Annotated in this window: 14 protein-coding genes and 2 tRNA genes; 12 read left to right on the top strand and 4 right to left on the bottom strand. The window is 68.9% G+C overall.

Annotated elements, in window-relative coordinates; genetic code table 11:
- Positions 1-287 precede the first annotated feature (287 nt).
- From serA to leuA, 3 genes are all read left to right on the top strand, one after another.
- Positions 288-1,877, top strand: a complete 1,590-nt coding sequence (serA, locus tag CED_RS11855; RefSeq protein WP_011438013.1) for a phosphoglycerate dehydrogenase — start codon at positions 288-290, stop codon at positions 1,875-1,877.
- A 517-nt stretch (positions 1,878-2,394) separates the two neighbouring features.
- Positions 2,395-3,012, top strand: a complete 618-nt coding sequence (locus CED_RS11860; RefSeq protein WP_235187038.1) for a septum formation family protein — start codon at positions 2,395-2,397, stop codon at positions 3,010-3,012.
- 249 nt (positions 3,013-3,261) lie between these two features.
- Positions 3,262-4,995 (top strand): 2-isopropylmalate synthase, encoded by a 1,734-nt coding sequence (gene leuA, locus CED_RS11865; RefSeq protein ID WP_011438011.1) that lies wholly within the window; start codon positions 3,262-3,264, stop codon positions 4,993-4,995.
- Here the strand turns inward: leuA and CED_RS11870 are convergent.
- Together CED_RS11870 and CED_RS11875 are read right to left on the bottom strand one after the other, a co-directional pair.
- On the bottom strand, positions 4,992-5,186 hold the full coding sequence (locus tag CED_RS11870; protein WP_035731278.1) for a DUF1059 domain-containing protein: 195 nt from the start codon (positions 5,184-5,186) through the stop codon (positions 4,992-4,994). The genes leuA and CED_RS11870 overlap by 4 nt on opposite strands.
- Positions 5,187-5,284: 98 nt before the next feature.
- Positions 5,285-6,646: an EAL domain-containing protein gene (locus CED_RS11875; protein WP_011438009.1), complete on the bottom strand. Its 1,362-nt coding sequence runs from the start codon at positions 6,644-6,646 to the stop codon at positions 5,285-5,287.
- Positions 6,647-7,267: 621 nt separating this feature from the next.
- Between CED_RS11875 and CED_RS11880 the strand changes: the two genes are divergently transcribed.
- From CED_RS11880 to cimA, 5 genes are all read left to right on the top strand, one after another.
- Complete coding sequence (locus CED_RS11880) at positions 7,268-8,296, top strand: 3-isopropylmalate dehydrogenase (protein ID WP_035910581.1); 1,029 nt, start codon at positions 7,268-7,270, stop codon at positions 8,294-8,296.
- A 242-nt stretch (positions 8,297-8,538) separates the two neighbouring features.
- The gene (gene ilvE, locus CED_RS11885; protein WP_011438007.1) at positions 8,539-9,465 is read left to right on the top strand and encodes a branched-chain-amino-acid transaminase; all 927 of its coding nucleotides are present in this window, start codon (positions 8,539-8,541) and stop codon (positions 9,463-9,465) included.
- Positions 9,466-9,656: 191 nt separating this feature from the next.
- Entirely contained in the window at positions 9,657-10,043 is a 387-nt protein-coding gene (locus CED_RS11890) for a cyclic nucleotide-binding/CBS domain-containing protein (RefSeq protein ID WP_035910583.1), read from the top strand.
- A gap of 110 nt (positions 10,044-10,153) precedes the next feature.
- Positions 10,154-10,831: a Crp/Fnr family transcriptional regulator gene (locus CED_RS11895; RefSeq protein ID WP_035731281.1), complete on the top strand. Its 678-nt coding sequence runs from the start codon at positions 10,154-10,156 to the stop codon at positions 10,829-10,831.
- A 235-nt stretch (positions 10,832-11,066) separates the two neighbouring features.
- Entirely contained in the window at positions 11,067-12,671 is a 1,605-nt protein-coding gene (cimA, locus tag CED_RS11900; protein WP_035910540.1) for a citramalate synthase, read from the top strand.
- 102 nt (positions 12,672-12,773) lie between these two features.
- On the opposite strand, the gene CED_RS11905 is transcribed toward cimA, so the two are convergent.
- Entirely contained in the window at positions 12,774-13,037 is a 264-nt protein-coding gene (locus tag CED_RS11905) for a hypothetical protein (protein ID WP_011438003.1), read from the bottom strand.
- A 308-nt stretch (positions 13,038-13,345) separates the two neighbouring features.
- Between CED_RS11905 and CED_RS11910 the strand changes: the two genes are divergently transcribed.
- The 3 genes from CED_RS11910 to CED_RS11920 all read left to right on the top strand — a co-directional run bounded on the left by CED_RS11910 (position 13,346) and on the right by CED_RS11920 (position 14,551).
- Complete coding sequence (locus CED_RS11910) at positions 13,346-14,131, top strand: fumarylacetoacetate hydrolase family protein (protein WP_051868773.1); 786 nt, start codon at positions 13,346-13,348, stop codon at positions 14,129-14,131.
- A gap of 168 nt (positions 14,132-14,299) precedes the next feature.
- Positions 14,300-14,371: transfer RNA gene (locus tag CED_RS11915), tRNA-Gln, on the top strand.
- A 107-nt stretch (positions 14,372-14,478) separates the two neighbouring features.
- Positions 14,479-14,551 (top strand) — tRNA-Glu (locus CED_RS11920).
- A gap of 119 nt (positions 14,552-14,670) precedes the next feature.
- Here CED_RS11920 and CED_RS11925 read toward each other — a convergent pair.
- Positions 14,671-14,946 carry a hypothetical protein gene (locus CED_RS11925; RefSeq protein WP_023840241.1) on the bottom strand — a complete coding sequence of 92 codons (276 nt, stop codon included), beginning with the start codon at positions 14,944-14,946 and terminating at the stop codon, positions 14,671-14,673.
- Between the two features lie 201 nt (positions 14,947-15,147).
- Between CED_RS11925 and CED_RS11930 the strand changes: the two genes are divergently transcribed.
- A complete protein-coding gene (locus tag CED_RS11930) occupies positions 15,148-16,722 on the top strand; it encodes an ATP-binding protein (protein ID WP_035910541.1) in 1,575 nt (524 codons plus the stop codon).
- Positions 16,723-16,773: the final 51 nt, after the last annotated feature.

The raw sequence follows: 16,773 nt of genomic DNA on the forward strand, positions 1-16,773 counted from the left end.
AGGTAGGTCCCGCGGGTCGTCGGGCGGATCGTGCCCTCTCGGGGGCGGCCGTGGTGCGCTGCCGCCGTCCCCGGGTGCGGGCCGTCCCCGTCCGGGTGCCGGGCACGCCGTCGCCGTCGGTCGGCGGAAAGGGCTCGGAGTCCACGGCGGGCGTCGGTAGGCTGGGCCCGCCGCCTCGTGCGGTGTCCGCAGTATCCACGTTCATCATCGCCAGGCCGAAGGCCACGTGATCACGCCTCGTTCCGCGTCGCCTCCCGGTCTGACCCGAGGTCGCTAGGAGAGGTCCAGTGCCTGTCGTACTCGTTGCCGAGGAGCTCTCACCGGCCGGGCTGGAGGTGCTGTCCGGGGACTTCGAGGTTCGTCACGTTGACGGTGCCGACCGGTCCGCGTTGCTGCCCGCCATCGCCGACGTCGATGCCGTGATCGTCCGGTCGGCCACCAAGATCGACGCCGAGGTGCTCGCCACCGCGGGAAAGCTCAAGGTCGTCGCCCGGGCCGGCATCGGGCTGGACAACGTCGACGTCGCCGCCGCCACCCAGCGCGGTGTCATGGTGGTCAACGCGCCGCAGTCGAACATCGTCAGTGCGGCCGAGCATGCGATCGCGCTGCTGCTCGCCGTCGCCCGGCGGGTTCCCGCGGCCAGCGAGGCACTGCGCGGCGGCGAGTGGAAGCGCTCGAAGTACGTCGGTGTCGAACTCGTGGAGAAGACGGCCGGCGTCGTCGGCCTCGGGCGGATCGGCGTGCTCGTGGCGCAGCGGCTCGCCGGCTTCGGGATGAAGGTCATCGCCTACGACCCGTACGTGTCGGTGGCCCGTGCCGCGCAGCACGGCGTGACCCTCGTCGACCTCGACGAGCTGCTTCGGCAGAGTGACGTGATCACGATCCATCTGCCCAAGACGCCGGAGACGCTCGGTCTGATCGGCACCGACGAGCTGGCCCGGACCAGGCCCGGTGTCATCATCGTCAACGCGGCGCGCGGCGGCCTCGTTGACGAGGCGGCGCTCGCCGAGGCGGTCCGCTCCGGTCAGGTCGGCGGTGCGGGCATCGACGTCTTCGCCAAGGAGCCCACGACGGCCTCCCCGCTGTTCGGGCTCGACAACGTCGTCGTCACCCCCCACCTTGGCGCGTCCACCCAGGAGGCGCAGGACAAGGCCGGGCTCGCCGTCGCCCGCTCGGTGCGGCTGGCGCTGCAGGGCGAGTTCGTGCCCGACGCGGTCAACGTGCAGGCCGGTGGCGTCGTGGCCGAGGACCTCCGGCCGGGTCTTCCGCTCGCGGAGAAACTCGGGCAGCTCTTCTCCGGCCTCGCGGGCAGCCTGGCCGCCGCGATCACTGTCGAGGTGCGTGGCGAGATCGCCGTGCACGACGTCTCGGTGTTGCAGCTCGCGGTGCTCAAGGGTGTGTTCACCGACGTGACCGAGGAGCAGGTCACCTACGTCAACGCGCCGCTGCTGGCCAAGGAGCGCGGGGTCGACGTGGCCTTGGAGACCGCCGAGGACAGCCCCGACTATCACAACCTCGTGACTGTGCGAGGAGTCCTCGCCGACGGCACGCCCGTGTCGGTGAGCGGCACGCTTGTCGGCTCGCGGCAGGTCGAGAAGATCACCGCGATCGACGGGTTCGAGGTCGACATCCGGCCCGAGGCGCATCTGGCGTTCTTCCGCTACGAGGACCGGCCGGGGATCGTCGGCGCGGTCGGTGCCCTGCTCGGCGAGGCGCACATCAACATCGCCAGTGCGCAGGTCAGCCGCCTGCAGGCCGGCGGCGAGGCGTTGATGTCGCTGTCGCTCGACGACGCGGTCGCCCCCGACATCCTGGCCGAGATCGCGAAGATCATCGGCGCTTCCTACGCCAGGGCCGTAAGCATCAGCAGCGACTGACCCCTTCCCCACACGGTGGCTTCGCCACCGTGTGGGGTCTCCGCAAAGGCACCTTCGGCGATTTTGCGGGGGGAGTCGTGGGGGCCTTCGGTGGTCCGGGGTGTTCCTCGGGTTGCCGTGGATTACCTGGGCTGGATGGGGTTTACCAGGGGTAGCTGCGGGCGATCTCAACGGTAGGCGATCGATTGGGTACGGGTAGCGGTGGCGTGGGGACGTGATCCAGGTGATCTTTCCGTGGAACGCGCGCCGTAGTCGTGGTGCCGGGTTTACCGTGGCTAGCATGGCGTCGCGGCATCAGGACCCGTTCGAGGGGCTTCGCCTGGATGAGCGATTCGTCCGCGGAGCCCGGTTTCTCGAACCGTCCGCGGCCGAGCGCAGCCGGCAGCACGGCCGGCCGGCTTCCAGTCGCTGTCAGGTCGTCCCAGCTTCCCGGGGTCTGCCCGGCTTTTTCCATCGGCTGGTGGCGCCGCCCAGACCACCGGGCCGCCCCCGCCAGATCGCGCGAATGGTCACGTTCATGGCCATCATCGTCGGGATGATCACCATCACCGTCGTCGCCCTGCGGCAGACGGCGAACCGGACCAGCCCGNCCGCCGCACGGCTGGTGCCGACCACGTCGTCGGGGTCCTCCGCGGCCACCAAGCAGACCGCCGTACCGGCTGCCACCGGCACGCTGACCGGTCCCCCCGCCGGCTTTGGGATCAGGCCGGACCTGCTCGCGGCCCTGCGGCCGGGTGACTGCCTGAACTGGACCCCGTATCCGGCGGGCTCGCCCGCCTCGGTCGATCCGGTGGTGCCCGTCCGGGTGAGCTGCCGGGAGCCCCATATCGACGAGGTCACCCGGATGGTCGACCTGGCGGTGCTCTTCCATCGCTGGCCTGGCGCGTCGGTGGTCGCCGAGGTGACGGACGAGCGCTGTGCCGGAGCACTGCGCGAGTTCCCCGGAACCGTCGACAGCACTCCGCACCGCACCGTTGGCACGATCTACCCGTCCGAACCCAGCTGGCAGCTCGGTGCGCACGCGGCCGTGTGCACCGTGCGCACCGACGACCTGCGGCCCCGCAGCGGTCAGTTCCGTGTCCCCGGCGCCGTCGCGGCACCGGAGTTTCCTCGCGGTCGGCCGAACATCCGGTAATGTTGGTGCGCGATGCGTGCGCTGCTTCTCCTTAGCCGCCGCGGCGGGGCCTGATACCTGAGCTGGCTTCCCCGTCGCGGTGTTTTCGTGTGTCAGCGTCGGGATCCTCGCCATCCGGCGGTCCAGCGTCCAGGTGCGACCTGACGCTCCTCTGCTGATTCTCCGCGGATCCTCCGGCATCCAGTCACCCACGTCGCGAACCGTGTGATCACGGTCGCGGGGGACTCCTTCGAGGAAGCAGGAGCAGGAATGACCACGCAGCAGCCGTCCGGCATGCCGGTCGAGAAGTACCGTCCGTTCGTCCCCGTCTCACTTCCCGACCGGGCCTGGCCCGAGCGGACGATCACTCGCGCCCCGCAATGGTGCAGTGTCGATCTGCGCGACGGTAACCAGGCACTGATCGACCCGATGACCCCCGCCCGCAAGATGCAGATGTTCGAGCTGCTGGTGGCGATGGGGTACAAGGAGATCGAGGTCGGGTTCCCGGCGGCCAGCCAGACCGACTTCGACTTCATCCGGCAGCTGATCGAATCAGATCGCATCCCGGACGACGTCGTCATCCAGGTCCTGACGCAGGCGCGGGAGGACCTGATCGAGCGCACGGCCGCGTCGCTGGTCGGCGCGGACCGGGCGCTGATCCACCTGTACAACTCGACATCCACGTTGCAGCGGCGGGTGGTGTTCGGTCTTGATCGGGCGGGGGTGACCGAGATCGCGGTGCAGGGCGCTCGGTGGTGTGCCCAGTACGCCGAGAAACTACTGGACGGCACCGATGTGCGCTGGCAGTACAGCCCGGAGTCGTTCACCGGCACCGAACTCGACTACGCGGTGGAGGTGTGCGAGGCAGTCATGGACGTGTGGGCGCCGACCCCGCAGCGTCCGGTCGTGCTGAACCTGCCGGCGACGGTCGAGATGTCGACCCCGAACGTCTACGCCGACCAGATCGAATGGGTCGGGCGGAACCTGACCCGCCGGGATGCCGTCGTGCTGTCCCTGCACCCGCACAACGACCGGGGCTGCGCGGTCGCCGCGGCGGAACTGGGTGTGCTGGCCGGCGCCGACCGGGTCGAGGGCTGCCTGTTCGGCAATGGGGAACGGACCGGAAACGTCTGCCTGGTCACGCTGGGGATGAACCTGTTCTCGCAGGGGATCGACCCGATGATCGATTTCTCGGACATCGACGGGATCCGACGCGCGGTGGAGTACTGCAACCAACTGCCCGTCCATCCCCGTCATCCCTACGGCGGCGACCTCGTCTACACCGCCTTCTCCGGCTCCCATCAGGACGCCATCAAGAAGGGTTTCGAGGCCATGGAGCGCACCGGCCAGACCCGCTGGGAGGTGCCCTACCTGCCGATCGACCCGAAGGACGTCGGCCGCTCCTACGAGGCGGTGATCCGGGTGAACAGTCAGTCCGGCAAGGGAGGGGTGGCATACCTGCTGAAGTCCGAGCACTCCCTGGACCTGCCGCGCCGGCTGCAGATCGAGTTCTCCGGTGTCGTACAGCGCCACACCGACTCCGCGGGCGGCGAGGTGACGGCCGAGGAACTCTGGACGATTTTCCGCAGCGAGTACTTCCTGGACGGCGCGGAGGGGTCCGGCCCGCTCGAACTGCTGGGCTCCCGGACGACGGCGGCGTCGGGCGATCGGGACGAGGTCTCCGTCTCGGTCCGTTTCCAGGGGGCCGACACGGTGATCACGGGAACCGGCAACGGCCCCATTGACGCATTCGTCACGGCGCTCGCCAGCCGCGATCTGACCGTGCGGATTCTGGACTACAACGAGCACGCCCTGGGCTCGGGAGCGGATGCGCGAGCGGCCGCGTACCTCGAGGTGGCCGTCGACGACCGGATCTTCTGGGGAGTCGGGATCGACGCCAACATCGTGACGGCGTCCCTGCGGGCCGTGGTGAGTGCCGTGAACCGGGCTGCCCGGGACCGTTCGGTGCCCGCGCGGGCTGGTCGTGGTGGTGGCGCTGGTTAGTCGTGGTGGTCCGCCGGTTCCACGTCGTGGATATTCTGGCGGACCTCGTCCAGCATCGACTCCGGGATATCCGTCATACCATGATCAACTCTCGCGTGGGTGTCGACGGAACGGAGAAGATCGTCTTCGGTGGGGGCGATCATGCGCGTCTCGCAGTCGTGCATGATCGCACCACAGTAGAATTGCTTCATGCTCGGGTGCCGGACGATGATCTCTGCCGACGCGGAATGGCTCCTGGCCGCTGGGCTCGGCGACATGAGCGCCTGCGNGGTCCAATAGCGGTTTCGCCTCATGTGGACATTTCCGCGAGCCGTAGCATCAGACGCTCCATCCGTACCAGGCCGAGTGGGCGCCCCATCTCGGTCACGATTATCACGGGATCGAATCGGCTGGCCCGGGCCCGCGTCATGGCGCGACGCGCGACCTCGGTCACCGGCTCCTCGGGCCGCGCGAAGAGCGTCGTGGGAACACGGCGCGGTTCCGTGCCGCCGCCCGGGCCGCCGGACAGATGCAGGGCGACCGGTCGGCATCGGTTGGAGACGATGACGGTCGCTCGAGGCGTCCGGTCACCGTCCGGTCCGGCCGGATCATCGCCGGCCGCGAGACCGTCCCGGTTCCGGGCGGCGCTCATGGGACAGGACGGACAGTCCGCGGACATGGCGCACCGACCGGAGTCACCTATGCTGATCGTGACCTGTTCCATCAGGCTCTCGATGCTCGCGGCGTGGTTGCTGCGTTCCGAGAACTGGCGGATACGCCTAGCCACGGTTGGGTCGAGCTGCTGCCAGGCCCGGGAGGGACGCCCGAGCAGGAATCCCTGGCCGAGCGGAACCCCCAGCGCGACCAGCATTCCGAGCTCGTCGAACCGCTCGACCCCCTCCGCGATGACCCAGGCGTTGAGCCGGCTGGCGAAGGTGCCGACCAGCTCGGTGAGGGCGATCTTGACCTGGTCGTCGTCCACGTTGACTACGAGCGAGCGGTCCAGCTTGACGAAGTCGGGGCGGATCCGCGCCAGCTGCCGCAACCCGGCATAGCCCGAGCCGACGTCGTCCATCGCCACGAACGCACCGAGGTTGCGCAGTGCGCCCGCGGTGGTCGTCAGGCCGGTGGTGGCGTCGAGGTCGACTGCCTCGTTGAGTTCTAGGACCAGGCGCCGCAGGTCCGCGCGCTGCCAGATTGCCGTGACTTCTGGTGCGGTGAGCAGATGGGGCAGGACGTTGACCGCGAGGAAGCAGCGGTCGGGAAGCCGGTCACGCGCCTCCAGCGCGGCGGCGAGGACACGGGCCTCCAACTGGGCCGCGAGCCCGAGCCGGTCCGCCTCGGCGAAGACGAGGTCGGGCGGGTGGGCCGGGTGGCTGTGGAAGCGGGCGAGCGCCTCATACCCCGCGATGACCCCCCGTTGCAGATCCACGATCGGCTGGAAGAACAGCATGGGTTCGTCGGGGTCGGCGAGAATTCGGCGCAGGTCGGGCCGGTCGTCGCCACGCGTCCCACCGCCGTCGCCGTTCTTCAACCGGCCGAGGGGACCCGCCCCATCGGCCGCGGGCAGCGTCCTGCCCTCGGCCACGCCACCGGACGAAACAGCCGCGTCGCCGACATCGGGGCGGTCGCTGGACGGAGGTCCCGCGGGAGTCCGCTGCCGAGTAATCATGCGCCGTGCACCCCCTCGCATCGAAGCACGTCGCACCTGTCCTGTAAGTGAGTTTCTTACCATCCGGCCGCGATGCCGGGTGCGAGTACCGTCCGGAGTTGTGAATTCTGCGCTCTTTTGTGTGACCGGCGGGNAGCGGNCAGATTGCCGTTCATCGTCCTTCCCGTGTCCCCGACGCAAGATCGGCGATTTCTGGGCGCCGGAGGCGTCGTTCATCGTTGATCCGTTGCCAAAACGGTCATTGCTCGCCAGGATTTTCGGGTGCCGACGCGAGGCGTGCGAGTAGTCCGAGTCGGCCGATGGAAATCAATCCAGCGACAACGAGGGTGAACTTTATTTGGCGAGGTGGTGCACTACGATTACTCAAGGTGATCGAATGCGGAGGTGTGAGGCGCCGTTCCGGCGCTGAGGTTGGACTGAGGTAATGGAATGGCTACTGTTAGCAGCCATTCGGGGGTGGTTCGCGGCCGTTCGGGAGCACGATGACGGCCGTCGGGGCGGCGGCCCGTCGTGAGCGGCCCCGTGCGGCCCCGTGCGGCCCCGTGCCGGATCGGCGCCGGTCGGGTGGGCCAGGCCGGGTGGGACCGCTGCGGGGCCGCGGTCGGCCGCTACAGTCGGCCTATGAGGCTTGCGGTGATTGGCGGTGACGGGATCGGCCCCGAGGNGGNGGCGGAGGGGTTGCGGGTGCTGCGCGCGGTACATCCCAAGGTCGACACGACCGAATACGACCTGGGTGCCCGGCGCTGGCACGAGACCGGGGAGACGCTGCCCGACTCGGTGCTGGAGGAACTGCGCGGTCACGACGCGATCCTGCTCGGGGCGGTCGGTGATCCCGGCGTGCCCAGCGGTGTCCTCGAGCGTGGCCTGCTGCTGCGGCTGCGGTTCGAGTTCGACCATCACGTCAATCTCCGGCCGGTGCGGCTCTATCCGGGAGTCCGCTCGCCGCTGGCCGGAGATCCGGCCATCGACATGATCGTGGTGCGGGAGGGCACGGAGGGGCCGTACGCGGGCGCGGGGGGTGTGCTCCGGAAGGGGACGCCCCATGAGGTGGCGACCGAGGAGAGCCTCAACACCCGGTACGGCGTCGAGCGCGTCGTGCGCGACGCGTTCCGGCGGGCCGATCGACGCGAGCGTCGCCACCTGACTCTCGTGCACAAGAACAACGTGCTGACCAAGGCCGGCGACCTGTGGTCGCGCACCGTGGCCGAGGTGGCGCCCGAGTTCCCCGACGTGCGCGTCGACTACCAGCACGTGGACGCGGCCTCGATGTTCTTCGTGACCGATCCGGGTCGGTTCGACGTCGTCGTGACGGACAACATGTTCGGTGACATCCTCACCGACATCGGCGCGGCCATCACCGGCGGGATCGGCCTGGCCGCCAGTGGCAACCTCGATCCCTCCGGTGTCCACCCGAGCATGTTCGAGCCCGTGCACGGCAGCGCCCCGGATATCGCCGGCAGGCAACTCGCCGACCCGACGGCCACCGTCGCCTCGGTGGCGATGCTACTCGATCATCTCGGCCACGCCGAGGAGGCGGCGAAGGTCGAGGCCGCCGTCGCCTCCTCCCTGGCGGATCGTGCCGCCGCGGGAGCGGCCCAGCCGTCGACCCGGGAACGTGGCGAGGACCTTGCCGCGCGGGCTGCGGGCTGAGTTCTCGTCACGCCGGTCTTCTCGTCNCCCCGCCACGCCGGTCTTCTCGTCNCCCCGCCACGCCGCCGGTGGAGGCCGGATGGTTGATCGCCGCGGGGCCCTTCCGGTCCAGGTGCGTCGTGGTTATTCTCTACGGGAGCCGTAGATCCGGTAAGACGGCAGCCGACAGGGCCCCACCACGGCGAAGATCGGCGGATTCGTCATCTCCTGTTCGCTTCGTCGCACTTTGGCCTGGAGTCGCCGTGCCTATCACCCCAACCTCGAAGATCTGGATGAGTGGAGAGTTCGTCGACTGGGACGACGCCCGCATCCACGTGCTCAACCCGACCCTGCACTACGGGTGGGGTGTGTTCGAAGGCATCCGCTGCTACGAGACGGCCCAGGGGCCCGCCGTGTTCCGGCTGACGGACCACATCGCCCGTCTCTACCGCAGTGCCAAGATTTATGTGATGGAGCCGTCCTTCACGCCGGAGCAGGTCGTCGCGGCGACGAAGGAGACCATCGCGGTGAACGACATCGCCTCCTGCTACATCCGGCCGCTGATCCACCTCGGTTACGGTGAGATGGGGCTCAATCCGTTGCCCTCTCCTGTCGAGGTCATGATCGCGGTGTGGCCGTGGGGTGCCTACCTTGGCGAGGAGGCGGAGGAGAACGGCGTCCGCGCGATGATCTCCTCCTGGAAGCGGAACGACCCGAACATCACGCCGCCGGCGGCCAAGGCGTCCGGGCAGTACCTCAACTCGTCCCTGGCGAAGGTCGCGGCGGTCAAGGCCGGTTACGACGAGGCAATTCTGACCAGCCCCAACGGCCACATCGCCGACGGCACCGGGGAAAACGTCTTCATCGTCTCCGGACGCAAGGTCATCACTCCGCTCCTCACGGACGGTCCGCTCGGTGGCATCACCCGCGCCTCGATCATGAGGATCGCCGCCGACCAGGGGTACGAGGTGATCGAGCAGCACATCGTGCGCACCGACCTCTATCTGGCTGACGAGGCGTTCTTCACCGGCACGGCGGCCGAGATCGTGCCGATCGTCGAGGTGGACGACCGGCAGGTCGGGAGCGGGAAGCCGGGCCCCGTCACCCGGGAGCTGCTGGAGATCTTCCACCGCGCGACCCGAGGGGAACTGGACCGATACCAGGAGTGGAACGAGTTCGTCCAGCAATAACGCCGTGGCCGGCGTCGTCGCGGGCGTTCCACGTTGCCCCGCGTCCCGGCCAGGGCCGTGAGCCCGGCCCCGCGTGGCCGGGCTCACATAATGCCCATGCCGAAGCATCGTGTGCTCTGGTCAACACGGCAGGCAGGGCCTACCGTCGCGAGTAGCAGTTTTCACGAATGCACAAGCGTCGGGAGGGCGTCGTGCGGGTTTCGGAGGGTATGAGTTCCCTTGTTCTCATGATCNGCCCGGGGCACACGCTTCGCCAGGCGGCGAGGCTGATGGCGGCGCGCAAGGTCGGTGCCGCGGTCGTCCACGATGCGGACAGCGAGGGCTACGGGATCCTGACCGAACGGGACGTTCTGCGGTCGATCGCCGCGGCTCAGGATCCGGATGTCGAGATCGCGGGTGACCATCTCACCCGCGATGTCGTCTTCGCGGATCCGGAGTGGTCCTTGGACGAGGCGGCTGCCGCGATGCTGCGAGGTGGTTTTCGGCACCTTATCGTTACCTCGGGTGGTGGCGTAGCCGGAATCCTCTCCATGCGCGACGTGGTACGTTGCTGGAGTAGTCATCATGTTACGGTATGATGTCGACTGTGTCGTACGCCGGGAATGCTTGCGGTCTGCCGCCGCATCCGATCCCGTCGTCCGGGGTAGTTGGGGAACATGAGGCAGGCGGACGGCGCTACGGTCACCGCATGCACGACAACGAGGCGGTCGCCCTGCTCCGAGCGACCACGCTGCTGAAGGAACTGCAGGAGGAGGACCTGTTGCGGCTCGCCACACGAGCCGTCACGCGACGTTTCCGGCGTGGACAGGTTGTCTTCACGGAAGGCGAACCCGCCGACACCCTTCTGGTGGTCGCCTCCGGACGGTTGAAGGTGCTCACGAAGGCCGATGACGGCCGTGATCACGTTTTGAACATTGTCGGGCCACGGGAAACCCTGGGAGAACTCAACATCGTCGAAGGGGGGACCCGGTCCGCCGGCGTCGAGGCGCTCGAACCGAGTACCGCGCTGGTTCTCGACCGCACCGCGGTGTGGGAACTCGTGCGGGAACGACCGGCCGTCGCCGAGCAGCTCATCCGAGCACTGGTGGCGCACGTGCGACGCCTCACCGGAGCGAATGCCGACCTCGTCTTCCTCGATCTGCCGCGACGCGTGGCCAAGTTGCTCCTGCTGCGGATGCGGGAGGCAGGGCGTCCAGTGATCGAACTCGGCCTCACACAGACCGAGATCGCCTCGCTGCTCGGCGGTTCCCGCCAGTCGGTGAACCAGGCGTTGCGCGAGTTCGAGCGGAGGACCTGGATCCTCTCGGAAGGTCAGACCATCACGATCCTGCAGGTCGACCGGCTACGTCGGTTCGCGGGGGACTGAGATCCTCCGCTATGGCGCACGCCACACCCGTCACATGTCGGGCCTGTTACATCGTAGGCTTGTCACCCGGCGGCGAACCCGTCTCCGTCGCGCGCTTCGGTCGCTGACCCCTGGGACCGGGCGCGTGGCGGCCCCAGGTTCCCGAACTCTGCTCGGTTCGGCGTGCCGGAGGTTGTCCGGACCGCTCGGCTTGGCCGGGGCGGAACGACCCAAGATCCTTGCGGAGGGGCGCCCCGTGCGGCCATACGATCCCGATTCCCTGCACGTCTATGACACGACATTGCGGGACGGTACCCAGCAGGAGGGGCTGTCGCTCTCGGTCGGCGACAAACTCGCGGTGGCCCGTCACCTGGACGATCTCGGCGTCGGTTTCATCGAGGGCGGCTGGCCGGGATCGAACCCGAAGGACGCGGAGTTCTTCACCCGGGCGCGCGGCGAACTGAACCTGACGACCGCCGTGCTGACCGCCTTCGGGGCCACCCGGCGGGCGGGCCGCGCCGCCGCGGACGACCCCCAGGTGGCGGCGCTTCGGGACGCGGGGACCTCGGTGGTCTGCCTGGTCGCCAAGTCGGATCTGCGCCATGTCGAACGTGCCCTGCGCACCACCCCGGCCGAGAACCTCGCGATGATCCGGGACACCGTCGCGCATCTGCGCGCGGAGGGAAAGCGGGTGTTCGTTGACGCCGAGCACTTCTTCGACGGCCATCGGGTGTATCCCGACTACGCTCTTGAGGTCGTCTCCGTTGCGGCCGAGGCCGGTGCCGAGGTCGTCGTGCTGTGCGACACGAACGGTGGCATGCTCCCGACGCGGATCGGCGCGGTCGTCGCCGATGTCCTCGCCGCAACCGGCGCCCGGCTCGGTATCCACTGCCACGACGACGCCGACTGCGCGGTCGCGAACACCCTGGTGGCGGTGGAGGCCGGCGTCACCCACGTGCAGGGCACCGCAAACGGCTACGGCGAGCGGTGCGGGAACGCCAACCTGCTGAGCGTCATCGCGGGCCTGGAGACCAAGTTGGACCGGGCCGTGCTGCCGCCCGGGCGGCTGCGTGAGCTCGTCCGGGTCTCTCACGCGATCGACGAGGTCACCAACTCCGTGCCCGACCCGCACCGGCCGTACGTCGGGGCCAGCGCCTTCGCGCACAAGGCCGGCCTGCACGCCAGTGCCGTCAAGGTCGATCCGGACCTGTACCAGCACATCGACCCGGCGGTCGTGGGCAGTGACATGAGGATGCTGGTCTCGGAACTCGCCNGTCGGGCGACCATCGAACTGAAGGGCCGTGAGCTCGGCCTCGACCTGTCGAACCAGCGTGAGGCGCTCGGACGGGTGGTGGACCTGGTCAAGGAGCGGGAGGCAGCCGGATACGTCTACGAGGCCGCGGAGGCCTCCTTCGAACTCCTGCTGCGCGACGAGGTGACCGGCCGGCAGCGGTTCTACACCCTCGAATCCTGGCGCGTCATCGTCGAGCAGCGTCCGGGCGGCGAGGTGGCCAGCGAGGCGACGGTGAAGCTCACCTCGCACGGCGAACGCCACGTCGNGACGGCGGAGGGGAACGGACCGGTCAACGCTCTCGACACGGCACTGCGCAACGCGCTGGAGAAGGCGTATCCGGGGTTGGCCGATCTGGACCTGGTGGACTACAAGGTTCGGATCCTCGACGGCAAGCAGGGGACCGGCGCGGTGACCCGGGTCCTGCTGGGAACCAGCGACGGCCGCGAGCGCTGGGACACGATCGGCGTGGACGAGAACATCATCGCAGCCTCCTGGGCGGCCCTGGAGGACGCTGTCGACTACGGACTGCGGCGGCAGGGGGAGAGCCCGGACCCGGTCGCGCCCTGACGCCGGGCCCCACCCCCGGGCGGGCCGCGCCCGGGGGTGGGGCCCGGCGTATCGCCCGCGGAGCAGCCCGCCGCCGCGGGCCGGTCCGCCGGCTACGTGCGGTCAGTCCTGCGGGATCTCCTCCCACCACTGGCACCACCAGTCGCCGCCGACCAGAACGCGCAGCTTCGGGTGCCAGCAGTAGGCGATGTCCTTGTCGGTGTCCAGGTAGTACAGGCAGTTGTCGCACCGCTCGTCGCCGTTGGGTTTACCCCGCAGGATCGCGTCTTCGGCCAGGTGGCCCAGTTTGACGCTCAGCTCCTCGTCGATCGGCTTCGGCTCGGGTGCGCCGACGTCGTAGACGGGGGTGGTGTCGGTCTCGCTCACCGTCTTCCTTTCCTTTCTTCTGCCGGTCCTCTGCCGGGTAGCTTGCCGGGTAGCTCCGCGGTGATGTCGGCCGTCCGCGTCGGCTCTGGTCAGTACAGGACAGCGGGACCGGGTGGCCGCCATCCGCTGGTGGACCAGGCGGTGGACCAGGCGCGGATTCTGGCCTGATTCTCGGTCACTCGTCACCGTTCTGGCGAACCTGATCAGGCCCCGGCCGTGGTCATGTCGGTCATACAAGTCATACCCGCGGCGTGGCGGGGCCGCCCNCCGGCCGGTCGTGTCAGCGCCTTCCGCGGGCTCGGTACGGTTTGGGGGNGCGTATCGCGAGGTTTACCGATGGTTCGGAGCCTGGGTTCGGGGTCGTGGAGGGGTCGATCGAGGCGGGNACGGCCGNGNTCCGCGGCATCACCCCNCNTCCGTTCGGTCCGTTCTCCTTCACCGGCGTCCGCCGGGGGCTCGGCGACGTGCGGCTGCTCGCTCCCGTGCTGCCGAGCAAGGTGCTCTGCGTGGGCAAGAACTATGCCGACCATGTCCAGGAGATGGGCGGTGACNCCCCGCCGCAGCGTCCGATCCTCTTCCTCAAGCCCTCCACCAGTGTCGCCGGCCCGGGCGATCCGATCATCCTTCCGTCGGACAGCGAGCGGGTCGACTTCGAGGGCGAGCTGGCGATCGTCATCGGCCGGCTGTGCCGTGACGTCCCGGTGGAACGGGCCTTCGAGGTGGTGCTCGGCTACACCTGCGCCAATGNCGTGACCGCTCGCGATCAGCAGAAGGCGGACGGCCAGTGGACCCGGGCCAAGGGCCATGACGCCTTCTGCCCCCTCGGTCCCTGGATCGAGACGGATCTCGACCCGGCGGATCTGCCCATCCGCACCACCCTGGACGGCGAACTGCGCCAGAGCTCCCGAACCGGCCTGCTGCTGCGCGACGTCCCCTCGTTGATCGCCTACCTGTCGTCGGCCATGACGCTGCTACCCGGCGACGTGCTGCTGACCGGAACGCCCGCGGGCGTGGGGCCGATGTCACCGGGGCAGACGGTGGCGGTGACAGTCGAGGGCATCGGGACGCTCACCAACCCGGTGACGGCTCGCTAGCGCCCGCGGTGCGATCCTCCGCCGGGTGGCCGTGGATCGGGTGGCTGCCGGTCGTTCCCGATGCCCCAGCCACGGGACGTGACGGGGATGACCGGCGTACATCGGCACCCCGGCGCGCTGATCTGCCCTCTGCATGAGGTACAGTAGGCAGCGCCCGGACAGGGCCCATGGGGTATGGGGTAATTGGCAGCCCAACGGATTCTGGCTCCGTTAGTCTAGGTTCGAGTCCTGGTACCCCAGCTGCACCAGATCTACCGCTCGGTTGAAACTGGCCGCTATGCTGTATAGTGTGACACGGCTGTATGGTGTGATACGCGCGTAAGCGCGTAAGTAAGAACCAGAGTCTTGGCCCCGTCGTCTAGCGGCCCAGGACGCCGCCCTCTCAAGGCGGTAGCGCCGGTTCGAATCCGGTCGGGGCTACACAGTGATTTTATCTTTGATTCTTCGCAGAGGGTGAGAGATGCGCCCTCGCACCAAGACCATCGATGGCCCCCGGATTCCTCTCCGGGGGCCATCGTCATGTCGGGCGCGATCCGGGCCTACCGCACAACCTCGAACCGCAGCATGGCCGCGGGGTGGCGGGCCATCGTGCACGCGCGGCAGCCGCAGGACGCCGGGCCTCCGCGGCCGTGGACCACTTCGATCTCGGTGTCCGGGGTCGAGGCCACCAGGCGCAGCTGGGGGCGCGCGGCTCGGGCCATGACGGCGGTCAGCGCGGGATCGTCGGTGGCACCCGGCTGCGGCGGGCCGATCCGACCCGCGGTCGACGGGGCGATCGCGGAAGCGGTCGAGGCTGTCAGGGCCACTGAGGGCACGGTGTCCTCCTCCATGGGGGGCCGTCTCGGGGCCACCCCGCGGACCACAGCCTGGCGGGGAGAGCGAGGTCCGCGCCATGCTCCGTTGAGCCCGGTACCAGGTGGTGCAGATGGCCTAGTCAAACCTGGGCACTGTCGCCATGCGACACCACCCTTGACAACCATGGTGCTCCAGCACCGGATCGGTACAAACTNGCGCGGATGTCCACCGTCAGTCCATCGACACCCGAACGCGCACGGCGTCGGCATGGTAGTGCGCATGTGGGGCGCGCCGCCCGCCATGCTGGTCGGCTGCGTCCGCCGGGATCGGCACCGGAGCAGGTGGACGTCCTGCCGGGAGTTGCCCGGCGCATCNCCTCGCTGCTNCCCCAGGGCCGCGGTCTGCCCATCGAGGACTGGACAGCCCGTCACACGTTGATGTGCCTGGTGCTGGCGATGCACCCGCCGGTCATCGTCTGTTACGCGATCTGGCGCGACCTGAGCCTCGTGCACGGCTTTCTGGCGGCCAGTCTGCCGGCGCTGCTGTTCGCCTCCGCGGTGGTGCCCGGCCGCCGTCGGGTCCGTGCCCTGGCCGCCAGCCTCGGGCTGTTGTGCTGTTCGGTCGTCCTCGTCCATCTCTCGGGCGGCCTCACCCCGATGTACTTTCACTTCTTCGTGGTCGTCGCATTGATCGCGCTCTACGAGGAGTGGACCGTCTACCTGCTGGCGATCGCCTTCGTGTTCGTCGCCAATCTGGCGATCGGCAACATCATCTCGGCCGACGGGGAGTTGCTGGACAACGCCTGGCTGGTGGCCGGCCTGCACGCCGGCTTCATCTTCGCCCTTGCCTGCGCACAGATGGTCTTCTGGCACTACAACGAGCAGTCCCGCCGCCGGGTGGAGCACTACCGGCAGCAGCTCTACGAGGGTCAGCAGAGCCTGATGGCCCGGTTGGAGGAGACCGACAGGATCCGCAGCGACCTGGTTGCGACGGTGTCGCACGAGTTCCGCACGCCACTGACCGGTATCCGCGGAAACCTGCTGACCATCAAGCGCCGTCGCGACCGGCTCTCGGACGCCCAGCTCGACGATCTGCTCGATGCGGCGGTGAACTACTCCGATCGCCTCTCCCGCCTGCTGGAGAACATGCTCACGGCCGCCACGGCCACCGGCACGGACGAGACCACCATCGCCGATCTGCCGGAGGTCGTCCGGCACGTGCTCGCCACGCTCTCGTACGCCGGGTCGCCAAGCAGCGTGACGGTGGATCTTCCGCCAGAGCTGCCGGTGCGGATGGCCCGGCAGGCCCTCATCCAGGTGGTCGCGAACCTCGTCGACAACGCGCTGGTGCACTCCTGGCCGGGAGCGCCGGTACGGCTCATCGCCGGCCGGGTGGGCGACGAGGTCGTCCTGCGCGTCCGCAATCCCGGGCCCGATCTCGACCCCGACACCATCCGCCAGCTCTTCGAACCGTTCACCCAGCGGGACAGCACGGCGACCCGCCCCACGGACGGGGCCGGCATGGGGCTCTATGTCGTGCGACGCCTCGTCGAGGTACACGGGGGACGGCTGCGGATGTCCTCGGAGAACGGCGAGATCATCGTCGAGGTGGACCTGTGGGCGGCGACCAGCCTGGCGGCGCTCGCGCCGGAGCCTGAGGCGGAACTACCGGTTCCGATGCCCCTGCCGCGCAGTATCCGGGTTGACGAGGAGCCGGGTAAGCCACGGCTTACCGGCGGGCCACTCGCTGGTTCCCGGGACGACATCCGCTCGTTGCCCATGGACCGTTTCGGCTGAGCGGGGCGGGAAGACCGTTCCCCGCGCCGGGCTGATCCCCGTGCGGGGCTG

The sequence above is a fragment of the Frankia sp. CeD genome (assembly GCF_000732115.1).
Lineage (GTDB): Bacteria > Actinomycetota > Actinomycetes > Frankiales > Frankiaceae > Frankia > Frankia casuarinae.

Bases quoted from the DNA above. Each gene is read 5' to 3' on its own strand.
- leuA (WP_011438011.1), top strand. From the start codon at position 3,262: ATGACCACGCAGCAGCCGTCCGGCATGCCGGTCGAGAAGTACCGTCCG.
- CED_RS11875 (WP_011438009.1), bottom strand. From the start codon at position 6,646: ATGATTACTCGGCAGCGGACTCCCGCGGGACCTCCGTCCAGCGACCGC.
- CED_RS11895 (WP_035731281.1), top strand. From the start codon at position 10,154: ATGCACGACAACGAGGCGGTCGCCCTGCTCCGAGCGACCACGCTGCTG.
- CED_RS11870 (WP_035731278.1), bottom strand. From the start codon at position 5,186: ATGAAGCAATTCTACTGTGGTGCGATCATGCACGACTGCGAGACGCGC.